The sequence below is a fragment of the Caballeronia jiangsuensis genome (genome assembly GCF_046030135.1).
Classification (GTDB): Bacteria; Pseudomonadota; Gammaproteobacteria; order Burkholderiales; family Burkholderiaceae; genus Caballeronia; species Caballeronia jiangsuensis.
Genome location: NZ_JAQQDB010000015.1, coordinates 153659 through 168589, shown reverse-complemented (window position 1 = coordinate 168589; position 14931 = coordinate 153659). Strand labels below are relative to the sequence as shown.

Below are 14931 nucleotides of genomic sequence, written 5' to 3'. Positions count from 1 at the left end.
GGCGCTCGTTGCGATGTGCTGAAAGCGCGCATTGTGCCACGGCGCTTTAGACGCGAATCGAATCGATGCGGCCAGAAATGCAAACGGCCCGCCGGTTCTACCCGGCGGGCCGTTTCGTCGTCAAGGCGTGAAGGACTGAACGCTCAGGCCGGTTGCTCGGCCGCGCCGCCCGGCGCGGCTTGCAGACGCAGCGTCACTTCCTTGCGATAGCGATTCAATTCCTGCGCGGTCACGAACGAACGCTCGAACAAAATGGACAGGTTGTGCAGAATGCGCTCGACGACCTTCTTCTCCCAGCTGTCGTCGAAGCGGATCTGGTCGTCCAGCCAGCGTTCGAGCCATTCCGGATCGGGCAGGCGGGACTGCACGGTGTCGCGCGGGAAGAGCGCCTGATTCACATGCAGGTTGGTCGGATGCAGCGGCTTTTCCGTGCGGCGCGCCGACGCCATCAGCACGCCGATCTTCGCGAACGCCGCGCGCGCGGTGTCGCCCGCATTCGCGAGCGCCTTCTTCATGTAGCGCAGATAAGCGCCGCCGTGACGGGCTTCGTCGCGCGAAATGGTTTCGTAGATGTGCTTGATGACTGGTTCGGTGTGCCACTCGGCCGCGCGTCGATACCAGTGATTCAGACGGATTTCGCCGCAGAAATGCAGCATCAGCGTTTCGAGCGGCGGCGCCGGATCGAATTCGAAGCGCACCGCGTGCAGCTCTTCTTCGCTCGGGACCATGTCCGGCTTGAAGCGCCGCAGATATTCCATCAGCACCAACGAATGCTTCTGTTCTTCGAAGAACCACACGCTCATGAAAGCGGAGAAGTCGCTGTCATGGTGGTTGTCACGCAGGAACATTTCGGTTGCGGGAAGAGCGGACCATTCGGTGATCGCGTTCATCTTGATCGTCCTGGCCTGCTCGTCGGTGAGCAGGGACGCATCGAATTTGTCCCAGGGAATGTCCTTCTCCATATCCCAGCGGACGGATTCCAGCGATTTATAAAGTTCCGGATAAAGCATGGTGTTCATTGTCCACCCCTGATGCCACGTATGCGACGTTATATCTAATGACTTCGGCCGAGACGCGCGGAAAACCTGCACGCAAGCAGCCAAGCTTTCAATTTTACGCGGGATTCGGTCGGCCTAAGACTAAAAGCGACAACGAGCGCTCAAATTCGGCGCTGCGGCGACGCGTCGCGCCGCGAAAACACTGCACTTCCTTGTGCAAATGTTGCTGTTGTGCGTCTTGTTCTACCGTGGGTGAGGAGCGAAACCTGTGCCTGAGGTATGGTCGAATGGCGCCGATCCTGCCGCCGGAACTGCGCCGGCCGTGCAGTATGACGGACTCACATGACAGCGAAGCGCATGCCACGCGAATTCCGCGCCAATGCTCGCCGCAGCGAGCGCTTTTGATCATAGCATGGCCGATTGGCGCCAATCCGCGACAGTTTCATCGATCGGGGTCAACCCTGCGACGTAATGCACGCCGTCGTTGAACTTGCGGCGCAGCGCGGGGCTGCTTCCACCGACCCAGATGCGCACGTGCGGCGGCAGCAGGTTGCGCAGATCGGTCAGGCCGTTCGCGATGGACTGCGCCGGCAGCACCGCCGTGAACGACAGCGCGACGATATCGACCTTATGCGCCGCCACTGCATCGACGATATCGTGCAGCGGCGTCTGCAGGCCGAGCTGGACGCAATCGCAGTCGGAGAGCGTGAACATCGCCTCGGCCATCAGGATGCCGAGGCCGTGGCCTTCACCCGAGAGCGTCGTGAGCAGCACGCGCGGACGGCCGCCGCGCCCACGAACGGCGTCGGAAAGCGGGCGCATCAGCGTGCGCATCGCGGACTGGATCGCCTCGCTGAACAAATGTTCGTGATAGACCTGCAACGTGCCCGCCGCCCACGCATTGCCGACCCGCGCCGACAGCGGCGCCGCCACGTCCAGCACAAAGCGCTCGAGCCCGTCGCGCGTCGCGCGCTTCAGCAGCCCGAAGCGGAATTCATCGTAGGCGCTCGCGCGCAGCAACGAGATCAGATGATCGAGCTCCGCATCCGGCGCGTCCTGACCGACGCCCGAACTCTCGGCCAGTTGCTGCAACAGTTCGATCGATTGTCCAAGCACCTTGCTCGGCCGGTGGCCTGCATCGAGCAACCGCTTCACGAGCCGCAGCTTCGTGACCTGCTCCTGCGGATAGAGCCGCTCGCCGCCGGGCGAACGCATCGGCTGCGGAAAGCCGTATCGGCGCTCCCAGACACGCAGTGTGTCCTTCGTCAGACCAATCTCCTGAGCGATCGCGCCAATGCCGATTCCCGTGCTGCCTGACGGCGCAGCGCGCGGCGGGACGGGTTCCGGCAGTTCGGCGCCATCGGAAGCCGAGTCAGAGTCGAAGTCCTGTTCTGATGTATTTGTCATAGACAGATCGATTTTAAGACACGCGCTTCACTCGATGCAGGTTACGTGCCCGACCCGCATGGTGGACAAATTTATACGCCGTCGATGTTTCATCATAGACAAATTCGAAACGGACGTCGGTGCTGAGATACATTTCCGCACCACTGTGGATGCGGATGACACGAGACGCGGTTCGATGCAAATTTACGCATCGAAGGAAACGAAGGGCGTGCCCGACGGCGCGTTGCACGCCGCCGGGCAAAAAGATCAGACGGGTTTCTTGCGCGGCGCGGCCTTGCGCGCGGGCGCTTTCTTCGCGGCAGCCTCGGACTTGTCCGTGGCGTCGTTCGCCGCCTGGCCGGCGTCGGTTTCATCGGCGGCGGGTTGCTCGCCTTCCCCGCCCATCGCGTTGAGCGGGCCGGTCATGCCGGGCTGGAGCATGGCGAGATGCGCGAGCTGATTGAACTGCGATTGCAGCACGTTCCACCAGCCGGTCGGATCGAAGCCGGGCGGCGTTGCGGCGTCGCCTGGCGCGCCCTCGCCTTCAGCCGATGTCGCGCTCGCCGGCGCTTCACGCGCGGGCTCCTGCTTCGGCGCGTCCGCTTTCGCCGCGCCGCCCATCGGCCAGCCGGCGGCAACGGTCTTCTTGTTTTCCGCCGCCGCGCCCTGCGCGCTCTCGACCGACGATTGCGCATACGCGCCAAACGCCCGCAGCGTCGCGAGCGTCGCGCGCTGCACTTCCAGCGCCTGAATCGCCGATTGCAGCATGTTGAGATTGAGCTTCAGCCAGTGCTCGACGGCCCGCATGTCCGTCACGCGCTTGTCGAGTTCTTCGATATTGGTGAGCGGAGCGAGCATGTCGGACATCATCGAGAGCGAGGGACCCATGCCCTGCCCGCCGCCCGGCATCGCGGCGGCGAACGGATTCAGGCGCATCAGCTCCCACATCTTGCCCATCATGTCGGCCTGGCCGAATCCGGGAAAACCGGGAATCGTGTAGGGCGGCGTGCCGCCGGCGTTATCGGTCATTCGACTCTCCTTGTTTTCTTGCGTGTGAGGTTCGCGTGGCTCAGAACGGCGCGCCGCCCGGAAAGTCCGGCGCGCGCCGCTCGCGCAGCGAGCGCATGCCTTCGTGCACGTCCGGCCCGGCGAAACCCATGAATTCGAGCGCGAGCGAGGTATCGAATGTCGGCCCCGCCGAGCGCAGCCAGTTGTTCAGCGCGTACTTGGTCCAGCGGATCGCGGTTTGCGAGCCTTGCGCGAGACGATTCGCCACTTCGATCGCCTTCGGCATGAGTTCGTTCTCGTCGACGGCGAGCGACACGAGGCCGATGCGCTCCGCCTCCTCGCCGCTGACCGGCTCGCACAGCAGCAGATAGTACTTGGCCTTCGCCATGCCGCACAGCAGCGGCCACACGATCGCCGCGTGATCGCCCGCCGCGACGCCGAGCCGCGTGTGCCCGTCGATGATGCGCGCCGACTTCGTCGCGATCGAGATATCCGCGAGCAAACCCGCGACCAGTCCCGCGCCGACCGCGGGGCCGTGCATCGCGGAGACGATCGGCTTGCCGCAGTTGATCACGTTATAGACGAGATCGCGCGCCTCGCGCCATACGCGCGCGCGCACATCGAAGTCGTTCGCCATCTCCTCGACGAGCCCGAGATCGCCGCCCGCCGAAAAGCCCTTGCCTTCGCCGCGAATCAGCGCGACGCGCGTATCGGGATCGCGGTCGATGTCGCGCCAGATATCCGCAAGCTCGCGATGCATGTTGGCGTCGGCGGTGGAGAGGTTGCTCTTGTTCGCGCCCGCGCCGGGCATCACCACTTCGAGCACGCCGTGCGGATGGCGCCGCAACTCCAGCGACTTGTAGCTCGCGTAGAGGGAGAGATCGCTCATGATCCGGTTCAATCGAGAGTTAGCGCGGCTGATAGAGCCACTTGCCGTCGCGGATCTCGACCATCACGCGCGCGCGCTGGTCGAGGCCAATGTGATCGTTGGGCGTCATGTTGACCTGCCCGTTGGTGTCGGAAAAATTCTTCGTGCCTTCGAGCGCATCGCGCAGCGCGGCGCGAAATGCCGGCGTGCCGGGCGCGCCCGCCTTCATCGCGATCGGCACCGCGCGATTGAGCAGCATGCCTGCGTCCCACGCATACGAGCCGAACGCGGATACAGTGCCCGCGCCCTGCTTCGCTTCGTACAGTTTGATGTATTCGAGCGCGAGGCGCTTGGCCGGATGATCGTCGGGCAACTGCGCGGCGACGAGCACCGGGCTAGCAGGCAGGAACGTGCCGTTGCAGTCCGTGCCGCACACGCGCAGGAAATCGCGGTTGCCCACGCCGTGGTTGTGATAGACCTTGCCCTTGTAGCCACGTTGCGCGAGCGTCTTCGGCGGCAACGCGGCGGGCGTGCCGGCCGCGCCGACGACCACCGCATCCGGCTTCGCCGCGAGAATCTTGAGGATCTGCCCGGTCACGCTCGGATCGGTACGGTTGAAGCGTTCGTTCGCGACGACTTCGATCTTGTGCAGTTGCGCGAACTTCGCGACTTCGGTATAGAAGGTCTCGCCGAGCGCGTCCGCCTGACCGATATACGCGAGCGTCTTCACGCCGTGATTGCTGGCGTGCTCGGCGATCGCGGAGGCCATCATCGCATCGGTTTGCGGTGTCTTGAAGACCCAGCGGCGCTTGTCGTCGACCGGTTCGATGATCTTCGACGACGACGCGAGCGAGATCATCGGCGTTTGCCCTTGAGCGACGACATCGATCATCGCGAGCGAGTTCGGCGTGATCGACGAGCCGATGATCGCATCGACCTGATCCTCGCTGATGAGCTTCTTCGTCGACTGGACGGCTTGCGTGGTGTCGGATGCATCGTCGAGCACGATGTAATCGACGGGCTTGCCGCCCATCTCCTTCGGCAGCAGCGCCACGGTGTCACGCGCGGGAATGCCGAGCGACGCGGCCGGTCCCGTGAGCGACAGCACGAGCCCGATCTTCACGTGCTGCGCCGTCTGCGCGAAAGCCGCTGTCGTCGCGGCGAGCGTGAATACCGCGCCCGCCAGAAATGTCCACTTGCCTGCCGCCATCGATGTCTCCTTTTCTTTTGATCGTTTTATTGCTGCGCGAAGCAGCCCGGCAAAGTGTAAGGCGAGCCTTGCGCACGCCGCATCGGGCGAAACCCGTTCAGTGCTCCGGCTGGACGACCGCCTGATCGATCGCGCCGAAGATCGACTTGCCCTCTTCGTCGAACATCTCGATCTTCACGCTGTCGCCGAATTTCATGAACTCCGTCTGCGGCGCGCCGTGCTCGATGGTCTCCAGACACCGCTTCTCGGCGATGCAGCAGTAGCCGCGCTTCGTGTCCTTGTTCGAGATCGTGCCCGAGCCGACGATCGAACCCGCGCGCAGATTGCGCGTCTTCGCGGCATGCGCGATCAGTTGCCCGAAGTGGAACACCATGTCCGTGCCGCAATCCGGCTGGCCGACCTTCTTGCCGTTCCAGTGCACGATCATCGGCCGATGCACGCGGCCTTCGCGCCACGCGTCGCCGAGTTCGTCGGGCGTGACGGCGACGGGCGAGAACGCGGTCGCGGGCTTGCTCTGGAAGAAGCCGAAGCCCTTCGCCAGTTCGGCGGGAATGAGATTGCGCAGCGACACGTCGTTCACGAGCATCAGCAAACGCACGCTGCGCAGCGCTTCGTCGGGCATCGCGGCCATGTGGACATCGGACGTGATGACGGCGACTTCCGCCTCGAAGTCGATGCCATACGATTCCGTCGCGCACACGATGTCGTCCGTCGGGCCGATGAAGTCGTCGCTGCCGCCCTGGTACATCAGCGGATCGGTCCAGAATTCGGGCGGCATTTCCGCTTTGCGCGCCTTTCGCACGAGTTCGACGTGATTCACGTACGACGAGCCGTCCGCCCACTGGAACGCGCGCGGCAGCGGCGCCATGCAGGCCTTCGGATCGAACTGGAACGTGTTGCGCGCGCGGCCGAGGTTCAGCGCTTCGTAGACGTCCATGAGTTGCGGCGCGTAGAAGGTCCAGTCGTCGAGCGCGCGTTGCAGCGTCGATACGATTCCATCGGCGATGGCCGCCGAGCGCAGATCGCGCGAAACGACGATCAGTTGGCCGTCGCGCGTGCCGTCCTTCAGCGTGGCAAGTTTCATAGAGCGGTTGTTGGTGACTTGGGATGACGTTAAGGGAAATCTATTTTACGATGGTGAATCCCTCGGCTGTGCTTTCGCGCTTCATGCAATCGACCCAATCCGCTCTTCCCGACGACGAAGACAACCTCGACGCCACCGACGCCGCCGAGGAGAAAACGCGCTCCGGCATTCAATCGATCGAAGTCGGCTTCCGGCTGCTCGACGTGCTCACCAACGAGCCGCGCGCGATGATGCTGCGCGATCTCGCGCAGCGCGCCGGCATGAGCCCGGCGAAGGCGCATCGCTATCTCGTGAGTTTTTTGCGGCTCGGCGTCGCGTCGCAGGATCCGGTGTCGGGGCGCTACGAGCTCGGCGGATTCGCTTTGCAGATGGGGCTGGCGCGGCTTGCGCGCGTCGATGGCGTGAGGCTCGCGCGCATTGCGCTCGCGGAAATGCGCGACCGGCTCGATCAGACGGTCGGTATCGCCGTGTGGGGCAATCAGGGGCCGACCGTCGTGCACTGGATGGAATCGAGTCATCCGGCGAAGGCGTCGCTCAAGCTGGGCGACGTGATGCCGCTGCTCTCATCCGCGACCGGGCTGCTCTTCGCCGCTTATCTGCCGCGCAGCAAGACGCAGGCGATGCTCGACCGCGAACTCGCCGCCATGAAGCAGACGATGGCCGATGTCGAGCCGCTGCTCGCCGAAGTGCGCGAGCATGGCGCGGCGCGCGTCGAAGGCATGCTGCTGCCGACGGTCCACGCATTCTGCACGCCTGTTTTCGACTCGACGGGCGAACTGGCGCTGGGGGTCATCGCGCTCGGTCACGAAGGCACGTTCGATACGCGCTGGGACGGTGAAATAGATTCGGCTCTGCGCGAATGCGCGCGCGGGTTGTCGTATGAACTGGGGTACAAGGCCGGAGAGCGTTGACGGCGCTCGTCGATACGGGCGAGGAACATCGCTTCCATCGCGCGTGTCTTATGCGTTTCGCCTGACCCGCAACTCACGCCCTTCACCCCCGCACGATGCCACTGTTTCAGTTCCGCCGTCCTCGCCCCGCGTCGGGTGAGCCGCCCGATGCCGCTCCCGAATCCGCCACGCCGCGACGCTGGCCGCGCTGGGTGCTTGCCGTGCTGATCGTCGCGGGCCTGCACTGGAGCGCGATGCGGTGGATCGAACACAATCGGCAGCCGACGAACGCGCCGCCGGAGGCTCCGCCCGTGCAAGTGGAATTGCTGACGCCCAAGCCGATCGCGCCGCCCGCGCCGACGCCGCCCACACCGGCCGCTCCTGCGCCGAAGCCCGCCGCGCCCGCAGCCACGACGAAAGCGACGCCCGCGCCCGCTACGGTATTAACCGCGGCGACGCCGCAGCCGGAAGCGCCCGCCGCCGCGTCGGGCGTGGCGGCATCCGCGCCAGCACAAACGCAACCGCAAACACAAGCGCCCGCGGCGCAATCCGCAGCCGCATCGGGCGACAAGTTCAGTGTTCCGCCCTCGGGCGAGTTACGTTACGACACGCTCGTGAACGGCGTGATGAACCAGACCGGCACGATCCACTGGATCAACGACAGCCAGCATTACGAAATGGTCGTTTCGATCCCGTTGCCTTTTGTCGGTCCGTATGTGTATTCGAGCAAGGGGCATATCGACGGTTTCGGCATAGCGCCCGAACAGTATTCCGAACAGCGCGGCCGCCGCGCCGCCGACATCGCCATCTTCAATCGCGAGACGAAGCAGATCGTCTACACGAAGACGCCGCAGAGTCAGCCGCTCGCGGACGGCGGGCAGGACCGCTTCAGCGTCGTCATGCAGCTGGCGAGCCTCGTGCGCGGCGCGCCGGACAAGTACAAGCCGGGCGTCACGCGCCAGTTCAGCGTCGCGGACAACGATAGCAACGAGGTCTGGCCGATCGAAACCGTCGGTGATGAAACCGTGCAGGCGCGCGGCGGCTTCACGACCGCGCGCCATTTCACGCGCCTGCCGCGCAAGGAAGGCGATCGCCGCAAGCTCGACATCTGGCTCGCGCCGTCGATCGGCTGGCTACCTGTGCGGATTCTGCAAACCGAACCGAACGGCATGCAAATCGAACTGCTCTGGGCCGGCAATCTCACGCCGCAATCGCAGGCGACAGGACAAGCTGTCACGCCGGGCACGCAAGATGCGTCTGAGGATTCCGCGCCCGCTGCGCCCGAAACGCCCGAGTCGGACAGACCGTAACGCGGCCGTCGCACTCCGTGACACCGGGCACGACGAAGGCGCAGTCAATCGCAAACGCAGTCTTTCCGGAGCCGATATGCAGTTGACGATCAATCGCATCGATACACGCTATGTTCTCGACAACGAAGGCGGCGGCCCCTGGCTCGTCTTCGTCCATCAGCTTGCCGGCGATCTCTCCGTCTGGGACCAGATGGCCGGCTACTTCCGCCATGAGTTCACTGTCCTGCGCTACGACTTGCGCGGCCACGGCGAAACGGCGGTGTCGACGGATTCGTTCACGATCGACGACCTCGCCGACGATCTCGCACAGTTGCTCGACAAGCTGGGCGCGCCGTCGGCGCATGTGGTCGGGCTGTCGATCGGCGGAATGGTCGCGCAGAAGCTCGCGATCAACCATGCGGACAAAGTGGAATCGCTGACCGTTGTGGGCGCACCGGCCTTTATTCCCGAGGACGCACGTCCGACATTCGCGCAACGGGCAGCGTCCGTGCGCGAACACGGGACAGCGAGTATCGTGGAAGCGACGCTCGAACGCTGGCTCACGCCCGAATTCCGCAAGGCGCATCCCGAAGTGGTCGAGCAAATCGGGGATACGATCGCGCGCACACCCGCCGAGGGGTTCGCGCGCGCAGCGGAGGCGGTCAGCCGTTTCGATGCGCGAGACAAACTGGCCTCTGTGAAGAAGCGCACGCTGGTTGTCGCGGGCGAGCACGATGTTGGCACGCCGCGTGCTGCTTCTCGGGTGGTTGCAGACACGGTGCCGGGCGCGCAATTCGAATTACTCAACGCGGCGCACCTTTCACCGGTGGAGGAATCGCAACGCTTTTCCGCGTTACTAGCGGCCTTTTTACGCGATTCCCCCTGATTCTCCTGTTTTTGTTGCAGAAGAAAGCCTCGATACAACCGGCATCACATCGAGGCCACCCCTTGAATTCCAACCCAGTCGCTCCAACTAAGCGTCAGGATTGCCACGGAGCAAACGAGGAATAAGGAGTGTCGCCATGCAAATGATCTACAACAGCCCCAACTATTGCGTCGTCGAATTTCCACCGCAGGACAACCATCTCGCCATGAAGGCGGGCGGTTACGAGATCGTCGACAAGAACACGCAGCGGGAGATTTTCATCGACGGCGCGCTTGCCGCGAAGTTTCGCGAGCACGTGCAGCAGCTAATCTCGGAAGAGCCGTCGCTAGAGGATGTCGATGAGTTCCTCGGACAGTTCGATATCTTGATGAATCAACCCGTCGTGCTCCACTGATGCATGCACGCGCGCGGGCGGCTCGTCGCCGTTCGCGCCCGCCGCCGCGCGGACCTGCGGCCCAGGCGACACTCGCCGTTTCCCAAAGACCCCGCCCCGCAATGGCGGGGTTCTTTTTTGCCGGCATCGAACGCCATGCGCGCCCGCCCGCCAAAGGCGAGCGCCCCGCGCTGCGGCTACAATGTCAGGCTATTTCACCTTTGGTGCAGGCCTCGTCCGTCATGACCCAGAACGCCCTTCCGAAATCCCTCGCGCGCGCCTACACGCGCGGCGCCGCGCTGCCCGCCCTGCTGCAGAAACGCATCCTGATCCTCGACGGCGCGATGGGCACGATGATCCAGCGCTACAAGCTGGACGAAGCCGCGTATCGCGGCGAGCGCTTCAAGGACTACGGCCGCGACATCAAGGGCAACAACGAGTTGCTGTCGATCACGCAGCCGCAGGTCATCCGCGAGATTCACGAGCAGTATCTGGCGGCGGGCGCCGACATTCTCGAAACGAACACGTTCGGCGCCACGCGCGTCGCGCAGGCCGATTACGGCATGGAAGACCTCGCCGCGGAGATGAACATCGAGTCGGTGAAACTCGCGCGCGAAGCCTGCGACAAATATTCGACACCGGACAAGCCGCGCTTCGTCGCGGGCGCGATCGGACCGACGCCGAAGACCGCGAGCATTTCGCCCGACGTGAACGATCCGGGCGCGCGCAACGTCACGTTCGACGAACTGCGCGAGGCGTACTACGAACAGGCGAAGGCGCTGCTCGACGCAGGCTGCGACCTGTTTCTCGTCGAAACGATCTTCGACACGCTGAACGCGAAGGCCGCCTTGTTCGCGCTCGATCAGCTCTTCGACGATACCGGCGAACTCCTGCCCATCATGATTTCGGGCACCGTCACCGATGCATCGGGCCGCATTCTGTCCGGGCAAACGGTGGAAGCGTTCTGGAACTCGCTGCGTCACGCGAAGCCGCTCACTTTCGGCCTGAACTGCGCGCTCGGCGCGGCGCTGATGCGCCCGTACATCGCCGAACTGTCGAAACTCTGCGACACCTACGTGTCCTGCTATCCGAACGCGGGCCTGCCGAATCCGATGAGCGACACCGGCTTCGACGAAACACCGGACGTCACGTCGGGATTGCTGAAGGAATTCGCGACGGCGGGCCTCGTGAACATCGCGGGCGGCTGCTGCGGCACGACGCCGGAGCACATCGCGGAAATCGCGAAGGCGCTCGCGCAAGTGAAGCCGCGCGCCTTCCCCTCGCAGTATCGCGAGGTTGCGTAAAACAGCGCGCCTGACATCGAATCAAAGACCAAAGACACCATGACCGATCACACGATGCGTCTCTCCGGCCTCGAGCCGTTCAACGTCAACGACGGCTCGCTTTTCATCAACGTCGGCGAGCGCACGAACGTGACCGGCTCGAAGGCGTTCGCGCGCATGATCCTGAATGGCCAGTTCGACGAAGCGCTCGCCGTCGCACGGCAGCAGGTCGAAAACGGCGCGCAGGTCATCGATATCAACATGGACGAAGCCATGCTCGATTCGAAAGCCGCGATGGTGCGCTTTCTAAATCTGATCGCGTCGGAGCCCGACATCGCGCGCGTGCCGATCATGATCGACTCGTCGAAATGGGAAGTGATCGAAGCGGGCCTGAAGTGCGTGCAAGGCAAGGCGATCGTCAACTCGATCTCGCTGAAAGAAGGCGAAGACGCGTTCAGGCATCACGCGAAGCTGATCCGCCGATACGGCGCGGCATCGGTCGTAATGGCGTTCGACGAGAAAGGCCAGGCGGACACGTTCCAGCGCAAGACCGAAATCTGCAAGCGCTCCTACGACATCCTCGTGAACGAAGTGGGCTTCGAGCCCGAGGACATCATCTTCGACCCGAACATCTTCGCAATCGCGACGGGCATCGAAGAGCACAACAACTACGCCGTCGATTTCATCAACGCGACGCGCTGGATCAAGCAGAACCTGCCGCATGCGAAGGTGAGCGGCGGCGTGTCGAACGTGTCGTTCTCGTTTCGCGGCAACGATCCCGTGCGCGAGGCCATTCATACCGTGTTCCTGTATCACGCGATTCAGGCGGGCATGGACATGGGCATCGTGAACGCGGGCCAGCTCGGCGTGTATGCCGATCTCGACGCCGAATTGCGCGAAAAAGTCGAAGACGTCGTGCTGAATCGCCGCGATGACGGCACGGACCGTCTGCTCGAAGTCGCCGACAAGTTCAAGACCGGCGCCGCGAAGAAGGAAGAGAACCTCGAATGGCGCAATCAGCCTGTCGAGGCGCGTCTGTCGCACGCGCTCGTGCACGGCATCACGAATTTCATCGTCGAGGATACCGAGGAAGTGCGTCAAAAGATTGACGCCGCCGGCGGACGTCCGATCAACGTGATCGAAGGGCCGCTGATGGACGGCATGAACATCGTCGGCGACCTGTTCGGCGCGGGCAAGATGTTCCTGCCGCAAGTCGTGAAATCGGCGCGCGTGATGAAGCAGGCGGTCGCGCATCTGATTCCGTTCATCGAGGAAGAGAAGAAGCGTCTCGCCGATGCAGGCGCGGACGTGCGGCCGAAGGGCAAGATCGTCATCGCGACCGTGAAGGGCGATGTGCACGATATCGGCAAGAACATCGTGTCGGTCGTGCTCCAGTGCAATAACTTCGAAGTAGTCAACATGGGCGTGATGGTGCCCTGCGCGACCATCTTGCAGAAGGCGAAGGAAGAAGGCGCGGACATCATCGGGCTTTCCGGCCTGATCACGCCGAGTCTCGAAGAGATGGCCTACGTCGCATCGGAAATGCAGCGCGACGACTATTTCCGCGGCAAGCAGACGCCGTTGCTGATCGGCGGCGCGACGACTTCGCGCGTGCATACCGCCGTGAAGATCGCGCCGCATTACGAGGGGCCGGTCGTGTACGTGCCGGACGCGTCGCGTTCGGTGTCGGTTGCGTCGAGCCTGCTGTCGGACGAAGGCGCGGCAAAGTATCTCGATGACCTGAAGAGCGACTACGATCGCATCCGCACGCAGCACGCCAACCGGAAAGCGCAGCCGATGGTCACGTACGACGCGGCACGCGCCAACAAGACGAAGATCGACTGGAGCGCGTACACGCCGAAGAAGCCGACCTTCATCGGCCGTCGCATGTTCAAGAATTATGACCTCGCGGAACTGGCGAACTACATCGACTGGGGTCCGTTCTTCCAGACGTGGGATCTCGCGGGCCCCTATCCGGCGATTCTCAACGACGAGATCGTCGGCGAATCGGCGCGGCGCGTGTTCTCCGACGGCAAGTCGATGCTCTCGCGCCTGATTCAGGGCCGCTGGCTCACGGCGAACGGCGTAATCATGCTGATGCCCGCGAACACCGTGAACGACGACGACATCGAGATCTACACGGACGAATCGCGCTCGCAGGTCGCGATGACCTGGCGCAATCTGCGTCAGCAGAGCGTGCGTCCGGTTGTCGATGGCGTGATGCGCCCGAACCGCTCGCTCGCCGATTTCATCGCGCCGAAGGACTCGGGCGTGAAGGACTACATCGGCCTCTTCGCGGTGACGGCGGGCCTGGGCGTCGACAAAAAGGAACAACAGTTCGAAGCCGATCACGACGACTACAGCGCGATCATGCTCAAGGCGCTGGCCGACCGTTTCGCGGAAGCGTTCGCCGAAGCGCTGCACGCGCGCGTGCGCCGCGAACTGTGGGGCTATGCGTCGAACGAGACACTCGACAACGACGCGATGATCGCGGAGAAGTACGTCGGCATTCGTCCTGCGCCGGGCTATCCGGCGTGCCCGGATCACCTCGTGAAACGCGATATGTTCGAAGTGCTTCAGGCGGAAGAAATCGGCATGAGCGTGACCGAATCGCTCGCAATGCTGCCGGCCGCGAGCGTGTCGGGCTTCTACATCGCGCATCCCGACAGCACTTACTTCTCGGTGGGCAAGATCGGCGACGATCAACTCGCGAGCTACGCCGATCGCATGGCACTGTCGATCGCGGATGCCGAGCGCGCGCTCGCGCCGCAGCGCTGAAGGCGAGACAACATATGCCGCGCGTGATGGCGGAAATATGCACGGAACCGGCGGGAAAATTTTGGTTTCCGTAGACTTGTCAGCGCGAAAGGCCGTCGCCACGACGGCCCACGCAATCCTTTCGTCAACGGAGAAAGTCGCATGAAGAAGATGACGTCCGCCGTAACCGTAGCGATCGCCGCGGCTTTGCTCGCAGCATCGAGCTCCGCTGCTTTCGCGCAAGCGAGCAGCACTCAGGCGTCTTCCTACTCGCCGCCGCAGTCGGAGCACAAGAAGAAGCCGAAGAAGCCGAAAAAGCCGCATACGCCTGCGAAACCCGCCGGCGCGGAAAGCGGTCAGTCGCAGTAATTCGCAGCACCGCGACCGAAGCCGTCAGACGTTTCATCGGAAGAAAAAAACCCGCATCGGCGACGATGCGGGTTTTTTGTTTGCGAGCGCCGCTAATAGCGCGAATCAGACGCCCCAGAGAATGTCCGTGTTGTGCTTTTGCGCAAGGCGCAGCATGTCCAGGAACGGATAGGCGCGCTGCGCGAGCCCGATGGGAATCTCGTGCGGCTCGTGCCCTTCCTCGCCTTCGTGGAAATGGCCGTCGTGCTCGGCGCGCACCTTCTTGTCGGTGACGATGGCGGATTCGAGTTTCTGGATGGCCGAAGGCAGTTCTTCGTGAGTGATGACGCCGCGCTCGTTGAGCTGCTTGCCGATGATGCCGAGCAAGTACTCCGCGAGGTCTTCGAGCATCATGACATCCGGTGCGGCCGAGGTTTTGAATGTGATGAGCATGGCATGGTCCTTTTGTTTATGTTGGGTCATTGGCGGTTTGCAAACGAAACGCGCAGACGAGCCGGTCTCCCTGACAACATGACGACACCCTGATTCGA

General features: G+C 63.4%; 14 protein-coding genes. 7 read left to right on the top strand and 7 right to left on the bottom strand.

Annotated elements, in window-relative coordinates; all coding sequences use genetic code 11:
• Window positions 1-143: 143 nt before the first annotated feature.
• The 6 genes from PQR08_RS18110 to PQR08_RS18085 all read right to left on the bottom strand — a co-directional run bounded on the left by PQR08_RS18110 (window position 144) and on the right by PQR08_RS18085 (window position 6554).
• Window positions 144-1019 (bottom strand): ferritin family protein, encoded by an 876-nt coding sequence (locus PQR08_RS18110; RefSeq protein ID WP_035497492.1) that lies wholly within the window; start codon window positions 1017-1019, stop codon window positions 144-146.
• Window positions 1020-1403: 384 nt separating this feature from the next.
• Complete coding sequence (locus PQR08_RS18105; protein WP_408162023.1) at window positions 1404-2405, bottom strand: MerR family transcriptional regulator; 1002 nt, start codon at window positions 2403-2405, stop codon at window positions 1404-1406.
• Between the two features lie 246 nt (window positions 2406-2651).
• Entirely contained in the window at window positions 2652-3413 is a 762-nt protein-coding gene (locus PQR08_RS18100) for a PhaM family polyhydroxyalkanoate granule multifunctional regulatory protein (RefSeq protein ID WP_408162021.1), read from the bottom strand.
• A 40-nt stretch (window positions 3414-3453) separates the two neighbouring features.
• A complete protein-coding gene (locus PQR08_RS18095) occupies window positions 3454-4281 on the bottom strand; it encodes an enoyl-CoA hydratase/isomerase family protein (protein ID WP_035497923.1) in 828 nt (275 codons plus the stop codon).
• A gap of 19 nt (window positions 4282-4300) precedes the next feature.
• Complete coding sequence (locus tag PQR08_RS18090) at window positions 4301-5470, bottom strand: ABC transporter substrate-binding protein (RefSeq protein WP_408162019.1); 1170 nt, start codon at window positions 5468-5470, stop codon at window positions 4301-4303.
• A gap of 97 nt (window positions 5471-5567) precedes the next feature.
• Window positions 5568-6554, bottom strand: a complete 987-nt coding sequence (locus PQR08_RS18085; RefSeq protein WP_408162017.1) for a fumarylacetoacetate hydrolase family protein — start codon at window positions 6552-6554, stop codon at window positions 5568-5570.
• Window positions 6555-6637: 83 nt separating this feature from the next.
• Here PQR08_RS18085 and PQR08_RS18080 point away from each other — a divergent pair, with 83 nt between their 5' ends.
• The 7 genes from PQR08_RS18080 to PQR08_RS18050 all read left to right on the top strand — a co-directional run bounded on the left by PQR08_RS18080 (window position 6638) and on the right by PQR08_RS18050 (window position 14401).
• On the top strand, window positions 6638-7465 hold the full coding sequence (locus PQR08_RS18080; RefSeq protein WP_408162015.1) for an IclR family transcriptional regulator: 828 nt from the start codon (window positions 6638-6640) through the stop codon (window positions 7463-7465).
• Window positions 7466-7560: 95 nt separating this feature from the next.
• Window positions 7561-8754, top strand: coding sequence for a DUF3108 domain-containing protein (locus PQR08_RS18075; protein ID WP_408162013.1), 1194 nt, complete (start codon window positions 7561-7563; stop codon window positions 8752-8754).
• 76 nt (window positions 8755-8830) lie between these two features.
• Complete coding sequence (locus PQR08_RS18070; protein ID WP_187608703.1) at window positions 8831-9619, top strand: alpha/beta fold hydrolase; 789 nt, start codon at window positions 8831-8833, stop codon at window positions 9617-9619.
• A gap of 136 nt (window positions 9620-9755) precedes the next feature.
• Entirely contained in the window at window positions 9756-10013 is a 258-nt protein-coding gene (locus PQR08_RS18065) for a BTH_I0359 family protein (RefSeq protein WP_035497483.1), read from the top strand.
• A 221-nt stretch (window positions 10014-10234) separates the two neighbouring features.
• Entirely contained in the window at window positions 10235-11296 is a 1062-nt protein-coding gene (locus tag PQR08_RS18060; RefSeq protein WP_408162010.1) for a homocysteine S-methyltransferase family protein, read from the top strand.
• 15 nt (window positions 11297-11311) lie between these two features.
• Window positions 11312-14053, top strand: coding sequence for a methionine synthase (metH, locus tag PQR08_RS18055; protein WP_408162060.1), 2742 nt, complete (start codon window positions 11312-11314; stop codon window positions 14051-14053).
• A gap of 141 nt (window positions 14054-14194) precedes the next feature.
• Window positions 14195-14401, top strand: a complete 207-nt coding sequence (locus PQR08_RS18050) for a hypothetical protein (RefSeq protein WP_035497479.1) — start codon at window positions 14195-14197, stop codon at window positions 14399-14401.
• A gap of 105 nt (window positions 14402-14506) precedes the next feature.
• Here the strand turns inward: PQR08_RS18050 and PQR08_RS18045 are convergent, their stop codons facing one another.
• Window positions 14507-14833 (bottom strand): DUF1840 domain-containing protein, encoded by a 327-nt coding sequence (locus PQR08_RS18045; RefSeq protein WP_187608707.1) that lies wholly within the window; start codon window positions 14831-14833, stop codon window positions 14507-14509.
• Between the last annotated feature and the right edge of the window lie 98 nt (window positions 14834-14931).

Bases quoted from the DNA above. Each gene is read 5' to 3' on its own strand.
- PQR08_RS18080 (WP_408162015.1), top strand. From the start codon at position 6,638: ATGCAATCGACCCAATCCGCTCTTCCCGACGACGAAGACAACCTCGAC.
- PQR08_RS18065 (WP_035497483.1), top strand. From the start codon at position 9,756: ATGCAAATGATCTACAACAGCCCCAACTATTGCGTCGTCGAATTTCCA.
- PQR08_RS18050 (WP_035497479.1), top strand. From the start codon at position 14,195: ATGAAGAAGATGACGTCCGCCGTAACCGTAGCGATCGCCGCGGCTTTG.
- PQR08_RS18105 (WP_408162023.1), bottom strand. From the start codon at position 2,405: ATGACAAATACATCAGAACAGGACTTCGACTCTGACTCGGCTTCCGAT.
- PQR08_RS18045 (WP_187608707.1), bottom strand. From the start codon at position 14,833: ATGCTCATCACATTCAAAACCTCGGCCGCACCGGATGTCATGATGCTC.
- PQR08_RS18070 (WP_187608703.1), top strand. From the start codon at position 8,831: ATGCAGTTGACGATCAATCGCATCGATACACGCTATGTTCTCGACAAC.
- PQR08_RS18085 (WP_408162017.1), bottom strand. From the start codon at position 6,554: ATGAAACTTGCCACGCTGAAGGACGGCACGCGCGACGGCCAACTGATC.
- PQR08_RS18100 (WP_408162021.1), bottom strand. From the start codon at position 3,413: ATGACCGATAACGCCGGCGGCACGCCGCCCTACACGATTCCCGGTTTT.
- PQR08_RS18095 (WP_035497923.1), bottom strand. From the start codon at position 4,281: ATGAGCGATCTCTCCCTCTACGCGAGCTACAAGTCGCTGGAGTTGCGG.
- PQR08_RS18060 (WP_408162010.1), top strand. From the start codon at position 10,235: ATGACCCAGAACGCCCTTCCGAAATCCCTCGCGCGCGCCTACACGCGC.
- PQR08_RS18110 (WP_035497492.1), bottom strand. From the start codon at position 1,019: ATGAACACCATGCTTTATCCGGAACTTTATAAATCGCTGGAATCCGTC.
- PQR08_RS18090 (WP_408162019.1), bottom strand. From the start codon at position 5,470: ATGGCGGCAGGCAAGTGGACATTTCTGGCGGGCGCGGTATTCACGCTC.
- PQR08_RS18075 (WP_408162013.1), top strand. From the start codon at position 7,561: ATGCCACTGTTTCAGTTCCGCCGTCCTCGCCCCGCGTCGGGTGAGCCG.